A 21,048-nucleotide genomic window follows, 5' to 3' on the forward strand; every position below is an offset into this window, starting at 1 on the left:
TCCACTGTGCCACCGATCGGGTCTGCACGGACCCCTGCGAGGGTTCGTCCTCCGCCTGTATTCTCGGAGGTTCTGCTCACTGATGTCTCGGGGGAGAACCCACGCCATGCCTGACCCGATCCGCCCACGACCTGCCCGTCGGCTGCTCGCTGCCGCCGCGGGCGTGCTGCTGGTCCCGCTGCTCGCCACGGGGGCCTCGGCCGAGCGCGGCGACGAGCGTCGCCTGGCCGAGACCTGGCCGACCCCCGGCAGCACCGCGATCACCGTCACCGGCCACGGCTTCGGCCACGGCCACGGGCTCTCGCAGTACGGCGCACTCGGTGCCGCGGGCCAGGGCCTGACCTGGCAGCAGATCGTCGGCTTCTACTACCCCGGCACCACCTGGGGCCGGATCGGCGGAAAGCTGCGCATCTGGATCACCGCCGACACCGGACGTGACGTCCAGGTCGTCTCCGAGCGCGCGATCAAGGTGACCAGCCTCGCCCGCCAGCGGACCTGGCGCCTCCCGGCCGTGGACGCGAGGAAGTGGCGCCTGGTCGCGCAGGGCAGCGACACCGCGGTGCAGTGGACCAGGGGTGGGCGCTGGAAGACCTGGCGGACCGTCCCCGGCGAGGCCGAGCTCTCCGCGGCCGACGGCGTGCTCACGCTCGTCGTGCCGGGCGCCCGCCGCGACTACCGCGGCACCCTCCAGTCGGTGGCCCCGCGCGGAGGCAAGCGGATCACGGTCAACAAGCTCGGCATGGAGGCCTACCTGCGCGGCGTGGTCCCGCAGGAGGTGCCCGCACTCTGGGAGCCGGACGCGGTCAGCGCACAGTCGGTCGCCGCCCGCACCTACGCCGCCTTCGAGCGTCGGGCCAACAAGGGCGAGCGCTACGACCTCTGCGACACCACACAGTGCCAGGTCTACGGCGGCGTCGACGTCGAGCACCCGGCCGCGACCGCAGCCATCAAGGCCACCCGGGGCCAGGGAGTCCTCTACGACGGCCAGCCTGCCTTCACCCAGTTCTCTGCCAGCAACGGCGGCTTCTCCTCGGCCGGGTCCATGCCCTACCTCGTCGCGCAGCCCGACCCCTACGACGGTCTCGCCAACCCGACGTACTCCACCTGGACCGAGACCCTCGACGACACCATGGTGGAGAAGCAGTGGCCCGCCATCGGCGACCTCACCAGCATCGAGGTGACCGCCCGCGACGGCAACGGCGACTGGGGCGGCCGGATCACCGACATGGCCTTCGTCGGCACCACGGGCACCGCGCGCGTCGACGGCGACACCGTCCGTTCCGCCTTCGGCCTCAGCTCCGACTGGTTCACCTTCGCGGTCGAGCCGCGGCAGAAGGGTCGGGCCCGGCAGTGAGGATCACCGGACGGCTCGCGGCCACGCTCGGCGCCCTCGTCCTCGCGACCACGGCCTGCGAGGCCGGTGGCGCGAGCGAGAGCGACCTGCCCGGCCTCGTCGAGCCCGAGGTGACGTCCGGAATCGACTACGTCGCGCTCGGCGACTCGTTCTCGGCCGGCCCCTTCATCGGCACCATGCGCAACGACCCCGAGGGCTGCGCGCGCTCGCGCGACAACTACCCCGCCTTCCTCGCCGACTGGCTCGACGTCGAGAGCTACACCGACGTCACCTGCTCGGCGGCGACGACGACCGACCTCTACGGCACGATGACGATGTTCAACGGCGCCACGACCGGCCCGCAGCTCGACGCCGTGACCGCCGAGACCGACCTCGTGACGATCGGGATGGGCGGCAACGACTTCCGCATCTACGACTCGCTCATCGGCTGCCAGAACGGCCAGCCGTGTGCCGTCGACGACCTCACCGCCGACGCCCGCAAGGTCGCTGGTCGGATCGAGAAGGCCGTACGCAGCATCACCGACGCCGCCCCCGGTGCGAGCGTCTACGTCGTCGGCTACCCCGACATCCTGCCGACCGAGGGCACCTGCCGCGCGGTCGGCGTCGCGGCCGACGTGCTCGGGCCGGTCGCCGAGGTCGCCGAGGTCCTCAACGCCTCCCTGCGCCGCGGCGCGGAGGCGGCGGGGGCGTCGTACGTCGACATGGAGTCCGTCTCGGAGGGGCACGACGTCTGCGCCAAGGGTCGCGCGTGGGTCAACGGTCCGCAGCTCCGTCCCGGTGTCGCCGCACCGTTCCACCCCAAGGTGAACGGCATGCGCGCCGTGGCGGTCGAGGTCTTCGGCGAGATCACCGGCGAGGAGCCGGAGGTCACCGAGTACGCCGAGCCCGACCCCGACGTGGTCGTCCTCAACGAGGGCTGATCGCCAGCACCAGGTCGCCGCCCTCGACGGCCTGCGTGGTCCGCACGGCGAGCCGCGACACGGTCCCGGCGACGGGAGCGGTGATCGACGCCTCCATCTTCATCGCCTCGATCGTGGCCACGGTCTGTCCGGCCTCCACCTCGTCGCCCTCGGCGACCGTCACCGTCACGGCGCCGTCGTAGGGCGCGGCCACGTGTCCCGGCGTCCTCGGGTCGGCCTTCTCGGTCGAGACCTCCTCGGCCGCGACGCTGCGGTCGCGCACCGACACCGGACGCAGCTGGCCGTCGATGGTGGCCATCACGTTGCGGTAGCCGCGCTCGTCGGGCTCGCTGATCGCCTCGAGGCCGAAGAGCATCTCGCGTCCCTCGCGCACCAGCACCCGGTGCTCCTCGCCGCGGCGCAGGCCGTAGAGGTAGTCGACGGTGGAGATCGCCGACAGGTCGCCGTAGGTCTCCCGTGAGTCGTGGAAGGCGGCGTTGGGTCCGGGGAAGAGCAGCTCGTTGAGCGTCTCGCGTCGGTCGGAGGCCAGGTCGGCCTGCTGCTCGGTGGTCAGGGTCTCCGTGGGCTGCTTCCAGGTGCGCCCGGCCAGCGCCTTGGTGCGGAAGGGCTCCGGCCAGCCGCCGGGCGGGTCGCCCAGCTCGCCGCTGAGGAAGCCGATCACCGAGTCCGGCACGTCGTACGACGCCGGGTCGGCCTCGAACTCAGCCGGGTCCGCGCCCGCGGCGACGAGCGCCAGGGCGAGGTCGCCGACCACCTTCGAGGACGGGGTCACCTTCACGACGTTGCCGAGGATGTCGTTGGCCGCGGCATACATGTCCTCGACCTGCTCGAACTTCTCGCCCAGGCCCAGCGCGATCGCCTGCTGGCGCAGGTTGGAGAGCTGGCCGCCGGGGATCTCGTGGCGGTAGACGCGGCCCGTGGGGGCGGGCAGGCCCGACTCGAAGGGTGCGTAGACGCGACGGGTGGCCTCCCAGTAGGGCTCCATCGCGTTGACCGCGGCCAGCGACAGCCCGGTCTCGCGCTCGGAGTGGTCGGTCGCGGAGACCAGTGCGGAGAGCGCCGGCTGCGACGTGGTGCCGGCCATCGCGGCGCAGGCGGCGTCGACCGCGTCGACCCCGGCGTCGATCGCGGCGAGCAGGGTGGCGAGCTGGCCGCCCGGGGTGTCGTGGGTGTGGAGGTGCACGGGGAGGTCGAAGCGCTCGCGCAGGGCGGTGACGAGCGTGCGTGCGGCCGGGGCACGGAGCAGGCCGGCCATGTCCTTGATCGCCAGCACGTGGGCGCCGGCGTCGACGATCTGCTCGGCGAGGCGCAGGTAGTAGTCGAGGGTGTAGAGCTTCTCGCCGGGCGAGGACAGGTCGCCGGTGTAGCACAGCGCGACCTCGGCCACGGACGTCCCGGTGCCGCGCACGGCGTCGATGGCCGGGCGCATCTGGGAGACGTCGTTGAGGGCGTCGAAGATCCGGAACACGTCGATCCCGGTCTCGGCGGCCTCCTGGACGAAGGCCTCGGTGACCTCGGTCGGGTACGGCGTGTAGCCGACGGTGTTGCGCCCGCGCAGCAGCATCTGGAGGCCGATGTTGGGCACCGCCTCGCGCAGCGCGGCCAGCCGCTCCCACGGGTCCTCGGAGAGGAAGCGCAGCGCGACGTCGTACGTCGCCCCGCCCCAGCACTCCAGCGACCACAGCTGCGGGGTGGTGCGGGAGACGTGGTCGGCGACCGCGAGCAGGTCGCGGGTGCGGACGCGTGTCGCGAGCAGCGACTGATGGGCGTCGCGGAAGGTGGTGTCGGTGACAGCCACGCGGTCCTGCGCGCGCAGGCGGCGGGCGAACTCCTCGGGCCCGATCTCGCGCAGCAGCTGCCGGGTGCCGTCGGGCGCCGGCTGCGAGCGGTCGAGCTCGGGGAGCTTGGTGACCGGCGCGATGGTCACCGGGGCGGCGCCGTGCGGCTGGTTGACCGTCACGTCGGCGAGGTAGGCCAGCAGCTTCGTCGCGCGGTCGCGGCCGAGCTGGGCCTTGAGGAGGGAGGGGTGGTCCTCGATGAAGGAGGTGGTGACGCCACCGGCGGCGAAGTCGGGGTCGGCCAGCACGGCCTGGAGGAACCCGACGTTGGTGGAGACGCCACGGATCCGGAACTCGAGCAGCGCGCGACGTGCCTTCTGCACCGCTGCCTCGAAGGTGCGCCCGCGGCAGGTGAGCTTGGCGAGCATCGAGTCGAAGTGCGGGCTGATCTCGGCGCCGGTGTAGGTGGTGCCGCCGTCGAGGCGTACGCCGGGGCCGCCGGGGGAGCGGTAGGTGGTGATCTTCCCGGTGTCGGGCCGGAAGCCGTTGGCGGGGTCCTCGGTGGTGATGCGGCACTGGAGCGCGAAGCCGCGCGGCTGCACGGAGTCCTGGGTCAGGTCGAGGTCGGCCAGCGTCGCCCCCGCCGCGATGAGCATCTGCGACTGCACCAGGTCGACGGCGGTGACCTCCTCGGTGACGGTGTGCTCGACCTGGATGCGGGGGTTCATCTCGATGAAGACGTACTTCCCGCTGGGGTCGAGCAGGAACTCGACCGTGCCGGCGTTCTTGTAGCCGATCTCGCGGGCGAAGCGCACCGCGTCGGCGCACATGTTCTTCCGGACCTCGGGGTCGAGGTTGGGCGCGGGTGCGATCTCCACGACCTTCTGGTGGCGGCGCTGGACCGAGCAGTCGCGCTCGTAGAGGTGGATCACTCCATCGTCCGAGTCCTCGGAGCCGGTCCCGCTGGTTCCATCCGCGAGGATCTGCACCTCGATGTGGCGCGGGTCGACCACGGCCTGCTCGATGAAGACCGTCGGGTCGCCGAAGGCGCCCTCGGCCTCGCGCATGCAGGTCTCGATCGCCTCGCGGAGGTCCGCCCGGTCGTCGACGCGCCGCATGCCGCGCCCGCCGCCGCCGGCGACGGCCTTGACGAAGAGCGGCGCCTCGATCTGCTCGGCCGCGGCCAGCAGCTCGTCGACGTCGGTCGACGGCGGCACCGACTCGAGCACCGGGACGCCGGCCGCCTTGGCCGCGGCGATCGCGCGGGCCTTGTTGCCGGTCAGGGTCAGCACCTCGGCGCTGGGGCCGATGAACGTGATGCCCGCCTCGGCGCAGGCCTCGGCGAGGGCGGGGTTCTCCGACAGGAAGCCGTAGCCGGGGTAGATCGCGTCCGCCCCGCACTTCACGGCCACCTCGACGATCGCCTGCGGGTCGAGGTAGGCGCGGACCGGGTGGCCGACCTCACCGATCTGGTAGGCCTCCTCGGCCTTCATCCGGTGCTCGGACCAGCGGTCCTCGTGGGGGAAGACGGCCACCGTGCGCGCGCCGATCTCACGCGCGGCACGGAAGGCCCGGACTGCGATCTCGCCACGGTTGGCGACGAGCACCTTGGAGAACATGGCCCGAACGCTATCGAGTGACGGGTGTGACCTGGGTTACTCGTCCGTACCGCGGGCGGGATCAGGCGGCTGCGCGCTCCTGCTCCCGCCACCACGCGACCGTGGCAGCCAGTCCCTCGGCCATCGGGGTGGGTGCCAGGCCGAGGCGCTGCTCGCTGGCCGTCGAGTCCATGACGAACGGTGCGGCGAACATGTACGACGTCTCGGCCAGCTCGCGCATCTCCCGCGACACCAGTCCCGACGCGTGCAGCACCCACGGCGGGACCGCCGACGTGCGCGGCACGGTGACGCCGCCCGCGGTCGCGATCGCCTCGACCAGGCGCCGCTGGGTGACCGGCGCGGCCGTCGGGGCGTGCAGGAACGAGTTCCACAGGTCCTCGCGACGAGCGGCCTCGACCATCGCCGCCGCGAGGTCGGGGACGTAGGTGAAGGAGTGCGGCTGGTCGAGGCTACCCAGGACGCGCATGGTCCTCCCGACGAGCACCGTCGGCACCATCCGCTCGCCGGCGTGGGCGTTGCGCACCAGGGGGCCGTAGAAGTCGGACGCCGCGACACTGACGGTCGGGGTCGCCGACGCCTCGCGCCGGGCGAGCAGGTCGGTGCGCACGCCGAGCTTGCCGCCGGTCGCGGTCCGCGGGGTCTCCTCGGTGATCGGACCATCGACCGGGCCGTGGGAGTAGAGGCTCTCGGGGAAGACGACGACCGCACCGATCCTGCCGGCCGCCTCGAGGACGGCCTCCTCTGCGCGGGGGAGCTCCTCGCGCCAGACGCGGGCGTCGTACGCCGACCCGTGGATGCAGTGGTGCACCGCGGTCGCTCCGGCGAAGGCTCCGGCGAGGGCGTCGGGGCGCGACACATCGACCCTCCGCCGCTCGATCGACGGGTGGTCCGGTCCGCTGCCCGAGCGGGTGAGCAGGCGCACCTGCTGCCCGGCGTCCGCGAGCTGGAGGGCGACGGTGGTGCCGACGGGGCCCGCACCGGTGACGACGTGGACGGTGTTCATGGAATCTCCTCGGAAAAGAGAGAGCGGTGCTCTCGGTATCTCCATGATGCACCCGCGGCCTGCCAAACACAAGAGCGGTGCTCTCGTTCACCATCAGTGCTCTCTGTTGTGCGATGATCAGCGCATGGACGAAGCCGCCTCGACGCCTCGCAGCAGAGCCAGGGAGCAGACGATGCGCGACATCGTCCGGATCGGTCGCGTGCACCTCGCGACCGACGGGGCGGCTGCGCTGTCCCTCCGCGCGGTTGCCCGCGACCTCGGCGTCGTCTCGTCGGCGGTCTACCGCTACGTCGCGAGCCGCGACGAGCTCCTGACGCTCCTGGTGGTGGACGGCTACGACGAGCTCGGCGACGCGGTGGACGCCGCGCTCGCGAAGGTCGACGCCTCCGACCACGCCGAGCGGATGCGGGTGATCGGCCGTGCGGTGCGCGCCTGGGCGCTGGCCGAGCCGGCGACGTACGCCCTGCTCTTCGGAAGCCCGGTGCCGGGCTACGAGGCGCCGGCCGAGCAGACCACCGGACCCGGCACGCGCGTCGTCGGACGGCTCGTGGAGGTGTGGGAGGACGCGTGGCGCGCCGGCGAGGTCGCGGTCGACGACGGTGCGCTTGCGCCGCGACGGTTGTCCCGCGACCTCGCGCGGATCCGGCGCCAGATGGCGATCACCGCGCCGGACGCGCTCATCGCCCGCGGGCTCTTCGGCTGGGCAGCGCTCTTCGGCTGCATCGGCTTCGAGGTCTTCGGGCAGTACGGCGCCGACACGTTCGCCCAGCCGGGTGACCTCTTCGAGCACCACCTCGACGCGCTGGTGGAGGCCGTCGGGCTGGGCTAGTGCTTTCCGGCCCGCCGTGCGCCACACTCGGGCCATGAGGGGTACCCAGGTCGCCAGTGCCGTGTCGTCGTCCCGCCGCCGCGTGTGGCCCGTCGTCGCCGTGGTGGCGACGGTCGTGCTGGGTGCCTGCGTGCTCGCCGCGCTGCAGTCGGGTGGCGGCGTCCGTGGCGGCGTGGTCCTGCTAGCCGGCGTGGTGGGGGCGTCCATCGCAGCGGTGCTGACCTACGCGGTCGTCTCTCCGCTCCCCGGTGCGGACGGCGGTGCCGGGCGGAGTGCCGGCCACTTCATCGGTGGCTTCGGGGGCGGGGGCGGCGACTTCGGTTCTGGCGGCGGCGACTGCGGCTGAGCCTCACCGCGCCAGCGCTCGCGCGACCGACCTCCCGGAGAAGATGCAGCCGCCGAGGAAGGTGCCCTCGAGCGCGTTGTAGCCGTGCACCCCGCCGCCGCCGAAGCCGGCGACCTCGCCCGCGGCGTACAGGCCAGGGACGCGCGAGCCGTCGGCCGCCACGCACTGGCCGTCGAGGTCGGTCTCGAGACCGCCGAGCGTCTTGCGGGACAGGATGTTGAGGCGCACCGCGATGAGCGGGCCGTGGGCCGGGTCGAGGACCTTGTGCGGCTTGGCGACGCGGATCAGCTTGTCCGTGCGGCTGCGGCGGGCGTTGTGGATCGCCATCACCTGCACGTCCTTGGCGAACGGGTTGTCCATCTCGCGGTCGCGCGCCTCGACCTGGGTGCGCAGCTCGTCGGCGTCGAGCTTCGGCCCGCGGGCGAGCTCGTTCATGCCGGTCACGAGCTCGTCCAGGTCGTCGGCCACGACGAAGTCGACGCCGTGCTCCTTGAAGGCCTCGACCGGGCCGGGGGCGCCCTTGGCCAGCCGCGTCCTGGCGAGGAACTTCAGGTCCTTGCCGGTGATGTCGGGGTTCTGCTCGGAGCCGGAGAGGGCGAACTCCTTCTCGATGATCGACTGCGTCAGTACGAACCACGAGTAGTCGTGGCCGGTCGCGAGGATCTGCTTCATCGCACCGATCGAGTCCGCGCCGGGCACGCCCGACATGCCCTCGAGCCGCTTGCCGGTCGCGTCGAACCACATCGACGACGGGCCGGGGAGGATCCGGATGGCGTGGTCGGGCCAGACGGGGTCCCAGTTGTGGATGCCCTCGGTGTAGGCCCACATCCGGTCGCGGTTGACCATCGTCGCGCCCGCGGTCTCGGAGATCGCCTGCATGCGGCCGTCGACGTGGGCAGGCACGCCGGAGATCAGGTGCTCGGGCGCGGCGCCGACGCGATCGGTCGGCCAGCTGCGACGCATCAGCTCGTGGTTGTGGCCGATCCCGCCGCTCGTCACGACGACGGCGGGTGCCCGGTGCTCGAAGTCGCCGACCTCGTCCCGGCTCGACCGCACGCCTCGCTCGGCGTCGTCCTCGGCGAGCAACGCACCGCGTACGCCGAGCACGGCACCGTCCTCGACGACCAGCTCGTCGACGCGGTGGCGGAACGCCAGGCGCACGAGCCCGGCGGCCTCGGCGCGCTCGACCGGCTCGGCGAAGATTCGCACCACCTCCGGGCCGGTGCCCCAGGTGAGGTGGAAGCGGGGCACCGAGTTGCCGTGGCCATTGGCGCGGCCGTCGCCGCGCTCGGCCCACCCGACGAAGGGGAGCGAGCGCAGGCCGAGGGCGCGGATGTAGTCGCGCTTCTCCTCGTGGGCGAAGCGGACGTACGCCTGCGCCCACCGCTGCGGCCAGAAGTCCTCGCCGCGACCGGGGCCGTCGGTGCCGTCGCCGAGCCGGTCGAACTGGGCCGAGCCCTGCCAGTCCTGCCAGGCGAGCTCGGGGGAGTCCCTGATGCCCATCCGGCGCTGCTCGGGACTGTCGACGAAGAGCAGCCCGCCGAGCGACCACCACGCCTGCCCGCCGAGGTTGTGGCGGTTCTCCTGGTCGAGCACCAGGACCCGCTTGCCGGCCAGTGCCAGCTCGTGGGTGGCGACGAGGCCCGCCAGTCCGGCGCCGACGACGATGACGTCGGGGGTGAAGTCCGTGGTCACGACTGCTCCTGCGGGTAGTGGCTGACGATCATCTCGGCGAGCAGGCGCAGCGCCCGCTCGACGGTGCGGCCGGGGGCGGCCGCCGGGTCGGGGTCGAGGGCGGAGAAGGCCAGCCCGTCGAGCATGTTGACGACGATGCTGAGCACCGCCGCGAGGTCACCGGCCGGCAGCCGGTCGCCCCAGAGGTCCGCGGCCACGGCCAGCATCTGCGCCTGCAGTGACTCGCGGGCGGGCAGGAGAGCCGTCCGCAGCTCGGCGTCGGCGCGGGCGGCCACGAGCAGCTCGCGCCAGGTCTGGTTGGCCGGCGAGAGGACGACCGTGCGCAGCTGTGCCAGGACCGCCGCAACGTCGTCGACGGTGTCCACGTCGGACCCGACCGTCGTGCGGAACTCCTCCACGTTGCGCGCCGCGACGTGCTCCGCGGTGGCCACGAGCAGCGCCTGCCGGGTGGGGAAGTGGCGGAAGAGGGCGCCCTGGCTGACGCCGGCCTCTGCGCAGACCGCGGCCGTCGAGGTGGCGGCGTACCCCCGCTCGGCCAGGCACGTCACCGTCGCGTCGAGCAGGGCGGTGATGGTGCCGGCGCGGCGGTCGGCCTGCGTGCGGCGGGGGGAGGACGTCACGCCGACAGTGTTACATAGAAAGTGAGTACTTGCTATCTATTGTGCGGCGGCTGAGGACGTCATGGGAAGTGGTCGCTCGAACGACCAGCTCCCATGACGTCCGCTCGGCTCAGTCCTTGATCTCGCAGATCACGGCGCCGTTGGTGACGGTCGCGCCGACCTCGGCCTGGAGGCCGGTGACGGTGCCGGCGCGGTGGGCCTTCAGCGGCTGCTCCATCTTCATCGCCTCCATGACGACCACGACGTCGCCCTCGGCGACCTCCTGGCCGTCGGTGACGGCGACCTTGACGATGGTGCCCTGCATGGGCGAGGTGACCGCGTCACCGGATGCCGCGGCGCCGGCCTTCTTGCCCGAGCGCTTCGGCTTCTTGGCGCCGGCCGCAGGGCCGCCGGCGGACAGCCCGCCGAGCCCGGCGGGGAGGACGACCTCGAGGCGGCGTCCGCCGACCTCGACGACGACCTTCTGGCGCTCGCCAGCCTCCTCGGCCTCCGCGGAGTCGCCGGAGTAGGGCTCGATCTGGTTGTCGAACTCGGTCTCGATCCACTGCGTGTAGACGGTGAACTCGCCCTCGCCGGACGGCGTCGAGGCGCCGACGTAGGCCGGGTCGGACACGACCGCGCGGTGGAACGGGATCACGGTCGGCATGCCGTCGACGACGAACTCGTCGAGGGCGCGGCGCGAGCGCTCCAGCGCCTGCGTGCGGGTGGTGCCGGTGACGATCAGCTTGGCGATGAGGGAGTCGAACGAGCCCGGGATGGTCTCGCCGTTCTCGTAGCCGCCGTCGAGGCGTACGCCGGGACCGCTGGGCGGCGACCAGGCCGACAGCGTGCCGGGGGCGGGCATGAAGTTGCGCCCGCCGTCCTCGGCGTTGATGCGGAACTCGATCGAGTGGCCGCGGACCTCCGGGTCGCCGTAGCCGAGCTCCTCGCCCGCCGCGATGCGGAACATCTCGCGGACCAGGTCGATGCCGGTGACCTCCTCGGACACGCAGTGCTCGACCTGGAGGCGGGTGTTGACCTCGAGGAAGGAGATGGTGCCGTCCTGCGCCACGAGGAACTCGCAGGTGCCGGCGCCGTAGTAGCCGGCCTCGGTGAGGATCCGCTTGGACGACTCGTAGAGCTCGGTCATCTGCTCGTCGGTGAGGAACGGCGCGGGCGCCTCCTCGACCAGCTTCTGGTTGCGGCGCTGGAGCGAGCAGTCGCGCGTGGAGACCACGACGACGTTGCCGTGCTGGTCGGCCAGGCACTGGGTCTCGACGTGGCGCGGCTTGTCGAGGAACTTCTCCACCAGGCACTCGCCGCGACCGAAGGCGGTCACGGCCTCGCGCACGGCGGACTCGTAGGCGTCGGGGATCTCCTCGAGCGTGCGGGCGACCTTGAGGCCGCGACCGCCACCACCGAAGACGGCCTTGATCGCGACCGGGAGGCCGTTGGCCTTGGCGAACTCGACGACCTCGTCAGCGTCCTTGACCGGGTCCTTGGTGCCCGGGGCCAGGGGGGCGTTCGCCCGGTCGGCGATGTGCTTGGCCTTCGCCTTGTCGCCCAGCGCCTCGATCGCGGCCGGCGGCGGGCCGATCCAGATCAGCCCGGCGTCCATGACGGCCTGGGCGAAGTCGGCGTTCTCGGCGAGGAAGCCGTAGCCGGGGTGGATCGAGTCCGCGCCGGACTTCTCGGCGATCGCGATGATCTTGGCGATGTCGAGGTAGGACTCCGCGGGCGTGGCGCCACCGAGGGAGTGGGCCTCGTCGGCCAGGCGGACGAACAGCGCGTCGCGGTCCGGGTCGGCGTAGACGGCGACGGAGCCGATGCCGGCGTCCTTGCAGGCGCGGATGACGCGGACGGCGATCTCGCCGCGGTTGGCGATGAGGACCTTCTTCAAGCTCACGCGGGGACTCCTGGGTCGGCTGTGCGGTGGACGGGAGGCGTGCCGCTCGGCAGGCTACCGCGAGGCGAGGATGGCGCGACCGACAGCCTGATGCACCGGACGCACGACGCGCGCGTAGGCGATGCCGACTGTGAGCGACGCCACAAGGGCCAGCCACGGGTGGCCGGCGTCCTCGAGGGCCGGGTAGACCTGCCAGTGGGTGAGGTAGATGAACAGGCTGGCGCCCGCCAGGACGCCGGCGGCGCGGGCCACGACCGGCGGCAGCGACACGTGGGGGAGCCACAGCATGAGCAGGAAGCCGCCGAGCACGATCACCTCGCGGTGCGGCTGGCCGAAGAAGCCGACCGTCAGGCCCGCGGCCAGCGCCGTGACGAGCAGGCGCCGACGGGTGTCGCTCGCGCGAGCAGCGACCCAGCCGAGGGCGAAGAAGAACGCCACCACGAGCGTCGTGTAGCGCTCGGTGGCCCCGGCGCGCAGGCCGACGTCGAGGAAGCGCGCAAGGGCGGTGACGGCGAGCACGCCCAGCGCGAAGCCGAAGGGCGTACGCCGCTCGAGGCGGTGCAGCCGGGGCACGCAGGACACCGCGAGCGCGGCGGCGGTGATCCAGACCAGCGACTCCAGGAACCACAGCTGCCACTGGTCGTCCCACTCGGTGCCGTTGACCACCTCGCGCACGAAGAGCGCGGTGGTCAGGTCGTAGGTGCCGAGCAGCAGCGCGACGCCACCGACCCAGATCAGCGACGGGACCACGAGCTGGGCCAGGCCCGACAGGCCGTGGCGCAACCGGTCGCGCGCACCCCCTGCTCCGGAGAGCTGGAAGCGGGCGAAGTTGAAGCCGGCCAGCGCGAGCAGCAGGTGCGCTCCGCCCTCGAGGCCGACCAGGTCGACGTGGCTCGCGACGACGAAGACGATCGCCAGCGCGCGGAGTGCGACCGTGGTGTCGAGGCGCGCCCACCGGCGTGGACGGGCCTCGTCGTCCGTCCCGGTCGCGGCCAGGGCCAGCTCCTCCAGCTCGGCCAGGGGGCGGGTGTGCCACCCCGGGGGCAGGCCGTGGGGGAAGTGGTCGGCGAGCCGGGTCGCGAGCTCGACGTAGGACAGCGAGTCGCCGCCGAGGTCGACGAAGGAGTGCGCCCCGTCGGCGTCGGGACGGCCGAGGACGCGCACGAAGTCCGCGCGGACGGGGTCGAGCCCGGCGACCGCGGCCGGCGCGTCGGCGGACTGCTCGGCGAGGTCGGCCAGCTCGCCGAGCGCGGAGTAGTCGGTCTTCCCCGTGCTGGTGAGCGGGACCTGGGCGAGCACGGTGACGCGTACGGCGTGGGCGGGCAGGCCACTGTGGCTGGTCGCGAGCGACCGGGCCGCCGCACTCGCGCGCCCGTGGGCCAGGAAGACGTGGACCATCCGCTCGGTGGCCACCACCCGGGCGTGGCGGTCGAGGGTGGCGCGCAGCGTCTGCTCGACGGCGTCGAGGTCGATGCGCAGGCCGAAGACCTTGCCGTAGCGGTTACGGCGTCCCACCACCTCGAAGAGGCCGTCGACCCGGCGGGCCAGGTCACCGGTGCGGAGCTCGGTGGTGACCCGGCCGAGCGCGAGGTCGGCGGGCGTCTCGGCGTAGCCCAGCATCACGTTGGGCCCGGTGTAGACCAGCTCGCCGATCCCGGGTCGGTCGTCCACCGTCTCGTCGAGGCGCAGCTCGCCGCCGGGGATGGCCACGCCGATCGCGCCCGGGTGGTCCTCGGCGAGGTCCGGCGGCAGCCAGGCCATGCGCGCGGTGGCCTCGGTGGCGCCGTACATCACGACGAGGTCCCACCCGTGGCTGCGCCCGAACCTGCTCCAGCGGCGTACGGCGTCGGGGTCGAGGCGTCCGCCGGCCTGGGTCACCTGGCGCAGGCGGGGGAGGTCGCGGTCCTCGAAGCCGCTGGTGGCCAGCAGGTCGAAGGTGTGCGGGACGCCGGCGAAGCTGGTCGCCCCGGTGCGGGCGAAGAGGTCCCAGAAGCACTCGTCGACCACGCTGAGCGACGTCAGCACGACGCTGGCGCCCGCGACGAGGTGGGAGTGCAGCACCGACAGGCCGTAGCAGTAGTGCAGCGGCAGCGCCGTGATCGCGCGGTCGTCGGGGAGCAGGCCGAGGTAGTCGGCGATGGCGGCGGCATTGCTGGCCACGTTGTCGCGCGAGAGCCGCACCAGCTTCGGCGACCCGGTCGTGCCCGAGGTGCTCAGCAGGAGGGCCAGCTCGGGGTGCAGCTCGTGCGTGGAGACGTCACGGCGTACGTCGTCGGGCGCGCCGGTGGTGCAGACGATGTCGGGGTCGTAGGCCGCGACCATCGCGGCACGCTGGGCCTCGCGCCCGTCGGGCACGACCAGCGCGACGTGGCCGTGCTGGAGCGCGGCGAGGTAGGCGACCAGGGCGTCCAGGTCGTTGGCACCCTCGACCAGCACCAGGCGGCGGGCCGGTCCCCAGGCCCGCGCGCGGTCCGCGACGCGACGGGCGAGCTCGGCGTGGGTGAGCACCTCGTGGTCGGTGACCACGGCCGGGGCGTCGCCGGAGCCGGCGTGCCGGAGGACCGGGGCGGACGTGTCGGCGGGCAGCCGCGGAGAAGGGGACGTGAGGGTCACGGCAGCCCCGCGGCACGGTAGGCCCGGACCAGCCCCGTCACGCGCAGGTGGACGGGGTCGCCGGCGACGGGGTGGCGCACGCCGGCCATCCGGGCGAGCACCGAGGTGCCCTCGTCGAGGCGCACCTGCACGGCGCAGTCGTGGCCGTAGTAGCTGACCTCCTCGACCGTGCCGGGCACGCCCTCGGCGTGGGCGAGGTCGACGAAGACCTGCTCGGGACGCACCATCAGCGCGACGTCGCCCTCGGCCGGGGCGGTCAGCACGACCTCGCCGAGCGCGCACGTGGCGCGCGTCCCGCTGGCGGTGCCGGGCAGGACGACCGCGCGGCCGACGAACTCCGCCACCTGCGGGTCGCTGGGGGAGAGGTAGACCTCGCTCGGCGGCGCCGACTGCACCAGGCGCCCGCCGCGCATCACCGCGACCTGGTCGGCCAGGGAGAGCGCCTCGTTCTGGTCGTGCGTCACCAGCAGGGCCGTGGTGTTGGTGGCCTGCAGCGCCCGGCGCACCGCACGCGCGGTGCTGCCGCGCAGGCCGGCGTCGAGGGAGGAGAAGGGCTCGTCGAGCAGCACGACCGCCGGCGCTGGTGCCAGCGAGCGGGCCAGGGCCACGCGCTGCTGCTGGCCGCCGGAGAGCTCGTCGGGGCGGCGGTCACGGAAGTTGGCGGGCAGCTCGACGAGGTCGAGCATCTCCGCGACGCGGTCCTCACCCGTCGTGCCGCGCTCCTCGCGGGACAGGCCGAAGGAGATGTTGGCGGCGACGTCGAGGTGCGGGAAGAGCGCACCCTCCTGGGGGACGTAGCCGACCCGGCGCGCCTGCGGCGGCATGGGGCGTACGCCGTCGCCGGCCACGACGGTGCTGCCGAAGGCGATCGTGCCGGACTCGGGCACGAGGAAGCCGGCGATCAGGCGGAGCAGTGTCGTCTTGCCGCAGCCCGAGGGGCCGAGCACGGTCGTGAAGGAGCCGTGCGGGACCTCGAGGGTCACGTCGTCGACCGCGCGGGTGGAGCCGAACGACCTGGTGACCCCGGTGATGGTCACGGAGCTCATGCGGGGACCCTCTCCTCGACGACGGTGGTGGCGGTGGCGGGGCTGTCGGTGCGCATCAGCAGCACCGTCGCGGGGATCGAGACGAGGACCAGCAGCAGCGCGTAGGGGGCGGCGGCGCCGTAGCGCAGCTCCGACGACGCCGACCAGAACTCGGTGGCGAGGGTGCTGGTGCCGATCGGTGACAGCATGAGAGTGGCGGTCAGCTCGGTGGAGATCGCGAGGAAGACGAGCGCGGCGCCGGCGCCCAGGCTCGGCGCGATTAGGGGCAGCGTGACGCGGCGCGCGGTGGCGAGCGGGCCGAGCCCGAGGCCGTGCGCGACGTCGTCGAGCACGACCGGCGCCTGCTCCAGGCCGGCACGCACGGTCACCACGGCACGCGGCAGGAAGAGGATGGCGTACGCCGCCACGAGCAGGCCCGCGGTCTGGTAGACCACCGGCACCACGCGCAGCGAGGCGACCACGAGGGCCAGGCCGACGACGATGCCGGGCAGGGCGTTGGCGACGTAGGTGCTGCGCTCGATGACGGTCGAGGCCCAGCCGCGGTGGCGCACCGCGAGCCAGACCACCGGGATCGCGGCGAGGGTGGTGGCGACCGCGCCGGCCAGTGCGAGGGCGACGGTCGAGACGAGCGCCTGGGTCAGCTCACCGAGCGGGAACTCGGTCGAGGTGCCGGCGAGCAGCCAGCGGACCAGCGAGAACGCGGGCACGCCGATCGCGAGCACCACGACCGCGCCGACCGTGGCCGCCAGCGGCCAGCGCCAGGTGCCGAGGTCCAGCGGGACGGCGCTGCGGGCGGCGCCGCGGCCGAGGCGGGCGTAGCGACGGTCGCCGCGCAGGCGCAGCTCGGCCAGCAGCAGCACCAGGCACAGCAGCACCAGCACGCCCGCCATCGCGGTCGCGGCGGCGCCGTTGAAGGTCGAGCCGTACTGGTCGTAGATCGCGGTGGTGAACGTCGGGAAGCGCAGCAGCGACAGCGCGCCGAACTCGGCGAGCAGGTGCAGTCCCACGAGCAGTGCGCCGCCGAGCAGCGCGGGACGCAGCTGCGGCAGGACCACGGTGCGGAAGGTGCGGGTGCGGGAGTGGCCGAGCGACCAGGCCGACTCCTCGAGTGCGGGGTCGAGGCGGCGCAGCATCGCCACGACGGGGAGGTAGACGAGGGGGTAGTAGGACAGCGTGACGACGAGGAAGGCGCCGCCGAAGCCGTTGATGCTGCGGTCGAGGGAGACCCAGGCGTAGCCGTTGACGAAGGCGGGCACGGCCAGTGGGGCCACCAGCAGGCCGTGCCAGAGCCGGCGTCCGGGCAGGTCGGTGCGCTCGACGAGCACCGCGAGTGCCAGCCCGAGCACGACCGTCGCGGCCATGCAGGCGAGGGCGAGCGTCACGGTGTTGCGGAGCAGCTCGGCGATCCGCGGTCGGGCGATGAGCTGCCAGAGGTCGACCGGACCGATGATCACGACGTAGGAGGCCACGTAGGCCAACGGGACCAGCGCCAGGAGTGCCACGAGCGCCCCTGCTGCGAGCAGCAGGGGCGGCGTGCGGCGCCCGGAGTCGGTCAGAGCAGGCCCGCCTCGGTCATCAGGTCGGTCACCTGCGGGCCGTTGAGCGAGGAGACGTCGACCTGCGGCGGCTCGAGCTCGCCGAACGGCTTGACCGCGGGGTCGAGGCTGGCGTCGGGGTTGAGCGGGTACTCCAGGGCGTACGACTCGGCCATCGCCTGCTGGGCCTCGGTGCCGGTGAGCCAGGTGAGGAACTCCTCGGCCTCCTCCTGCTTCTCGCTGCTGGCGAGGATGCCGGCGCCGGAGATGCTGAGGAACGCGCCCGGATCCTGGTCGCCGAAGAAGTGCAGCGCCGAGGTGTCGGAGTCGGTGCCGTTCTCCTCGCGGTCGCGGTACCAGTAGTAGTGGTATGCGATGCCGGCGTCGACCTCGCCGGAGTCCACCGACTGCATGACGACGAGGTTGTTCTGCACGATGACGCCGTTGGCCTCGAGGCCCTCCAGCCAGGTGCGGGTGGCCTCCTCGCCCTCGAGCTCGAGGACGGCGGACACGATCGCCTGGAAGTCGGCGCCGGTGGGGGAGAAGGCCACGCGGCCCTGCCACTCGGGGTCGGCGAAGTCGAGGATCGAGGCAGGCATGTCGGCCTCGGTCATCGACTCGGTGTTGTACATCGCGACGGTGGAGCGGGCCAGGAAACCGGTCCAGGTGCGGTCCGAGGGGACGTAGTCGTCCGGGATGGTGGCGGTCACGGCCTCGGGCAGCTCGGTGAAGAGCCCGGCGTTGTCCACGATGGTCATCGCGGGCGAGTTCTCGGTGAGGAACACGTCGGCGGGCGAGTCCTCGCCCTCCTCGGTGATCTGGTTGGCCATCTCGAGGTCCTTGCCGTGGCGCAGCTCGACGTCGAGCCCGGACTCCTCCTCGAAGAGCGGGATCAGCTCGTCGAGCAGCTGCTCGTGCTGCGCGTTGTAGATGACGAGGTCGGGGGAGCCGAAGACCCCGCAGCCCGACAGGGTCGAGGCAGTGAGCAGGGTGCTGGCGAGGGCCACGCTGACGCGCGTGGCCGAGCGGCGGGGGGAGGTCGTCACGAGGGCATCCTTACTTTGCTTAGGCTCGCCTAACTCTAGCCGCGCAGGCCGTCGTGTGGTGAATCGCGTACGTCACATCCGCGAGGTCACTCGCCGCCGGTGTCGAGGCCGCTGGTCATGAGGGCGAAGAGGTCGGTCTGGTCGATGACGCCCGTGACCCGATCGGCCTGCGGGCCGACGGCCGCCACCCGGACCTGCGCCCCCGTGTGGCTGGATCGTCCGGGGTCGCCGCCCTCGGCGGAGGAGTAGGCGACCGTCATCGGGGCGCCGTCGGCCGTGACGACGGTCGCGGTCCTCCTGCCGCCTTCGTCGTTCGTCACGATCTGGGTCGAGTGGGCGTGGTCACCGGTGACGATGACGAGCGTGTCGGGATGGGCGCGCTGGTGGGCGAGGGCGACCTCGACCGCCTGGTCGAGCTCCTCGAGCTCGCCGATCGCGCCGCAGATGTCACGCTCGTGCTCGGCCTTGTCGACGCTCGCGCCCTCGACCTGGAGGAAGAACCCGTCGGGGTTGTCGAGCAGCTCGATCGCCTTGGCCGTCAGCTGCCGGAGCGTCGGCTCGGTGCCGCGGTCCTGCGGGGTGCACCTCCCGTCCGGCGTGCTGGCGCCGCCCCGCGTCGCGACGAGCGGGGCGTACGAGCGGGTCAGGTGGTTGGGGGCGAAGAGCCCGAGGACCGGTCCGTCAGCCAGGTCGTCGACGGCGTCGAGGTCGTCCGCCGTGCCGACGGTGCGGTAGCCGTGTGCGGAGGCGGCGTAGTCGAGCAGCGTCTGCGAGCCGTCCTCCAGCAACCGGTCCCAGCGCGCGCTGCCGCCGCCGAGCAGGACGTCGACCTCGTTGTCCACGAGCTGCTCGGCGATCGATCCCCGGCCGCCGGCCGACTTCCGTGCGCTCGGGCACGCATCCATCGTGGTCGGGTCCTGGCAGGAGCGGGCGTTGACGTGGGCCGCCGCGGCCGCCGCCGTGGCGTCGGTGATGTCGGCGGTGGAGACGTTGCCCGTGCGCCTGCCGAGCCGCGCGAAGGTCTCCAGGACCGTCTCGTGGTCCTCTCCCGGCACGTCCTGGGCGCTCGACGGCCCCTGCGAGATGCGACCGTCGACCGTCTTGTGGCCGGTCGAGAAGCCGCTCGCCGTCGCCGCGGAGTCGGAGACGTAGACGACGGGGTACTCGGGCCCGGGGCCGGTCGCGAGGCCGTACGTCGTCATCGCGCCGGTGGCAGGCAGCCCGTCCAGGGCGAGCCGACCGGCGGCGCCCACCGAGTAGTTGCGGGCGGCCGTGATCATCGAGTCGTCCATGCCGTCGCCGATGAGCAGGATGACGCTCCGCGGTGCCGCCGTCACCGGGCTGTCCGCGGCGGGACGAGCCGGGGCGTCGTCGGAGGCGACGGCTCCGATCGCGGCTCCGGCCGCCGCGGCGACGAGTGCGGTGCCTCCCACCAGGAGTGTGCGGCGGTCCACGGCGATCCTTCCGTCGGCTGTGGGGGTCGGCAGCCTACGACGACGCCGCGTTGCCACAGGGGGTTAGCGATCATTAACCTCGCGCGCTAGCATGCGCTGCATGACCTTCGAGCTGTCCCCCGAGCACGAGCAGTTCCGTCGCAGCGTCCGTGACTTCGCGGAGGCCGAGATCGCGCCGCACGCAGCGCAGTGGGACCGCGAGCACCACTTCCCGACCGACGTCGTGCAGAAGATGGGCGCGCTCGGCCTGATGGGCCTCACCGCGCCCGAGGAGTTCGGCGGCGCGGGCATGGCCGGCGAGGACGGCGGCTTCACCTCGCTGTGCCTGGCCATCGAGGAGGTCGGCCGTGTCGACCAGTCGATGGGCATCACGCTCGAGGCGGCCGTGGGCCTGGGCATCAACCCGATCCTGACCTTCGGCACCGACGAGCAGAAGAAGACCTGGCTGCCCGACCTCATCGCCGGCGAGAAGCTCGCGGGCTTCGGCCTCACCGAGCCCGGCGCGGGCTCGGACGCCGGGGCGACGAAGACGAAGGCGGTGCTGGAGGACGGCGAGTGGGTCGTCAACGGCTCCAAGCAGTTCATCACCAACTCGGGCTCGTCCATCACCTCGCTGGTCACCGTGACGGCCCGCACCGGCGAGCGCGCCGACGGCCGCCCCGAGATCTCGACGGTCATGATCCCCTCCGGCACGCCCGGCTTCACCGCCGAGAAGGCGTACGACAAGCTCGGCTGGCACGCCTCCGACACCCACCCACTGTCCTTCAGCGACGTACGCGTCCCCGAGGCCAACCTCCTCGGTGAGCGCGGTCGCGGCTACGCCCAGTTCCTCGCCACGCTCGACGACGGCCGCGTCGCGATCGCTGCCCTCGCCGTCGGCTGCATCCAGGCCTGCCTCGACATGTCGGTGCAGTACGCCGGCGAGCGGCAGACTTCTCAGGGGCCCATCGGGCGCAAGCAGGGTCTCGCCTTCCAGGTCTCCGACCTCCAGGTCATGCTCGATGCCTCGCGCCTGCTGACCTACAAGGCGGCCGCGATGAAGGACGCGATGGACGCGGGCAGGTCGGTCTCGATGGGCGCCTTCAAGCAGGCCGCCGCCGTCGCCAAGCTCTACGCCACCGAGTCGGCCGTGACCGCCACCCGCATCGCGACGCAGGTCTTCGGCGGCTACGGCTTCATGGAGGAGTACCCGGTCGTCCGGTTCTACCGCGACGCCAAGGTGCTCGAGATCGGCGAGGGCACCTCGGAGGTCCAGCGGATGCTCATCGCGCGGGGGCTCGGCCTGCCGGTCGAGTGAGGCTGAGG

Annotated in this window: 15 protein-coding genes; 5 read left to right on the forward strand and 10 right to left on the reverse strand. The window is 72.7% G+C overall.

All coding sequences use genetic code 11. The features are described 5' to 3' along the window. The first annotated feature begins 106 nt into the window (after positions 1–106). Together CFI00_RS05460 and CFI00_RS05465 are read left to right on the forward strand one after the other, a co-directional pair. Positions 107–1,354, forward strand: a complete 1,248-nt coding sequence (locus CFI00_RS05460) for a SpoIID/LytB domain-containing protein (protein ID WP_207084248.1) — start codon at positions 107–109, stop codon at positions 1,352–1,354. After that, positions 1,351–2,274, forward strand: a complete 924-nt coding sequence (locus tag CFI00_RS05465) for an SGNH/GDSL hydrolase family protein (protein ID WP_207084249.1) — start codon at positions 1,351–1,353, stop codon at positions 2,272–2,274. Before CFI00_RS05460 ends, CFI00_RS05465 begins: the two co-directional genes overlap by 4 nt. Here CFI00_RS05465 and CFI00_RS05470 read toward each other — a convergent pair. Both CFI00_RS05470 and CFI00_RS05475 read right to left on the reverse strand, forming a co-directional pair. Further along, positions 2,261–5,671 carry a pyruvate carboxylase gene (locus CFI00_RS05470; RefSeq protein WP_207084250.1) on the reverse strand — a complete coding sequence of 1,137 codons (3,411 nt, stop codon included), beginning with the start codon at positions 5,669–5,671 and terminating at the stop codon, positions 2,261–2,263. The genes CFI00_RS05465 and CFI00_RS05470 overlap by 14 nt on opposite strands. A 61-nt stretch (positions 5,672–5,732) precedes the next feature. Beyond that, positions 5,733–6,674 (reverse strand): NAD-dependent epimerase/dehydratase family protein, encoded by a 942-nt coding sequence (locus tag CFI00_RS05475; protein ID WP_207084251.1) that lies wholly within the window; start codon positions 6,672–6,674, stop codon positions 5,733–5,735. 172 nt (positions 6,675–6,846) lie between these two features. Here CFI00_RS05475 and CFI00_RS05480 point away from each other — a divergent pair, with 172 nt between their 5' ends. Continuing rightward, positions 6,847–7,503: a TetR-like C-terminal domain-containing protein gene (locus CFI00_RS05480; protein ID WP_242532695.1), complete on the forward strand. Its 657-nt coding sequence runs from the start codon at positions 6,847–6,849 to the stop codon at positions 7,501–7,503. 34 nt (positions 7,504–7,537) lie between these two features. Continuing rightward, entirely contained in the window at positions 7,538–7,849 is a 312-nt protein-coding gene (locus CFI00_RS05485) for a hypothetical protein (RefSeq protein WP_207084253.1), read from the forward strand. A gap of 3 nt (positions 7,850–7,852) precedes the next feature. Here the strand turns inward: CFI00_RS05485 and CFI00_RS05490 are convergent, their stop codons facing one another. The 8 genes from CFI00_RS05490 to CFI00_RS05525 form a co-directional block, all read right to left on the reverse strand. Then, entirely contained in the window at positions 7,853–9,544 is a 1,692-nt protein-coding gene (locus CFI00_RS05490) for an FAD-binding dehydrogenase (protein WP_207084254.1), read from the reverse strand. Continuing rightward, the gene (locus tag CFI00_RS05495; RefSeq protein ID WP_207084255.1) at positions 9,541–10,164 is read right to left on the reverse strand and encodes a TetR/AcrR family transcriptional regulator; all 624 of its coding nucleotides are present in this window, start codon (positions 10,162–10,164) and stop codon (positions 9,541–9,543) included. The genes CFI00_RS05490 and CFI00_RS05495 overlap by 4 nt, the downstream gene beginning before the upstream one ends. 109 nt (positions 10,165–10,273) lie before the next feature. Next, positions 10,274–12,049: a biotin carboxylase N-terminal domain-containing protein gene (locus tag CFI00_RS05500; RefSeq protein ID WP_242532696.1), complete on the reverse strand. Its 1,776-nt coding sequence runs from the start codon at positions 12,047–12,049 to the stop codon at positions 10,274–10,276. A 54-nt stretch (positions 12,050–12,103) separates the two neighbouring features. Next, the gene (locus tag CFI00_RS05505) at positions 12,104–14,662 is read right to left on the reverse strand and encodes an AMP-binding protein (protein ID WP_242532697.1); all 2,559 of its coding nucleotides are present in this window, start codon (positions 14,660–14,662) and stop codon (positions 12,104–12,106) included. Continuing rightward, entirely contained in the window at positions 14,659–15,708 is a 1,050-nt protein-coding gene (locus CFI00_RS05510) for an ABC transporter ATP-binding protein (protein WP_207084256.1), read from the reverse strand. Before CFI00_RS05510 ends, CFI00_RS05505 begins: the two co-directional genes overlap by 4 nt. After that, positions 15,705–17,210: an iron ABC transporter permease gene (locus tag CFI00_RS05515; RefSeq protein WP_207084257.1), complete on the reverse strand. Its 1,506-nt coding sequence runs from the start codon at positions 17,208–17,210 to the stop codon at positions 15,705–15,707. The genes CFI00_RS05510 and CFI00_RS05515 overlap by 4 nt, the downstream gene beginning before the upstream one ends. 50 nt (positions 17,211–17,260) lie before the next feature. Beyond that, positions 17,261–18,289: an iron ABC transporter substrate-binding protein gene (locus CFI00_RS05520; RefSeq protein WP_207084258.1), complete on the reverse strand. Its 1,029-nt coding sequence runs from the start codon at positions 18,287–18,289 to the stop codon at positions 17,261–17,263. 86 nt (positions 18,290–18,375) lie between these two features. Further along, positions 18,376–19,743 carry an alkaline phosphatase gene (locus CFI00_RS05525; protein ID WP_207084259.1) on the reverse strand — a complete coding sequence of 456 codons (1,368 nt, stop codon included), beginning with the start codon at positions 19,741–19,743 and terminating at the stop codon, positions 18,376–18,378. A gap of 100 nt (positions 19,744–19,843) precedes the next feature. Between CFI00_RS05525 and CFI00_RS05530 the strand changes: the two genes are divergently transcribed. After that, positions 19,844–21,040, forward strand: coding sequence for an acyl-CoA dehydrogenase family protein (locus CFI00_RS05530; protein WP_207084260.1), 1,197 nt, complete (start codon positions 19,844–19,846; stop codon positions 21,038–21,040). Positions 21,041–21,048 lie beyond the last annotated feature (8 nt).

The organism is Nocardioides sp. S5 (genome assembly GCF_017310035.1).
GTDB lineage: Bacteria > Actinomycetota > Actinomycetes > Propionibacteriales > Nocardioidaceae > Nocardioides.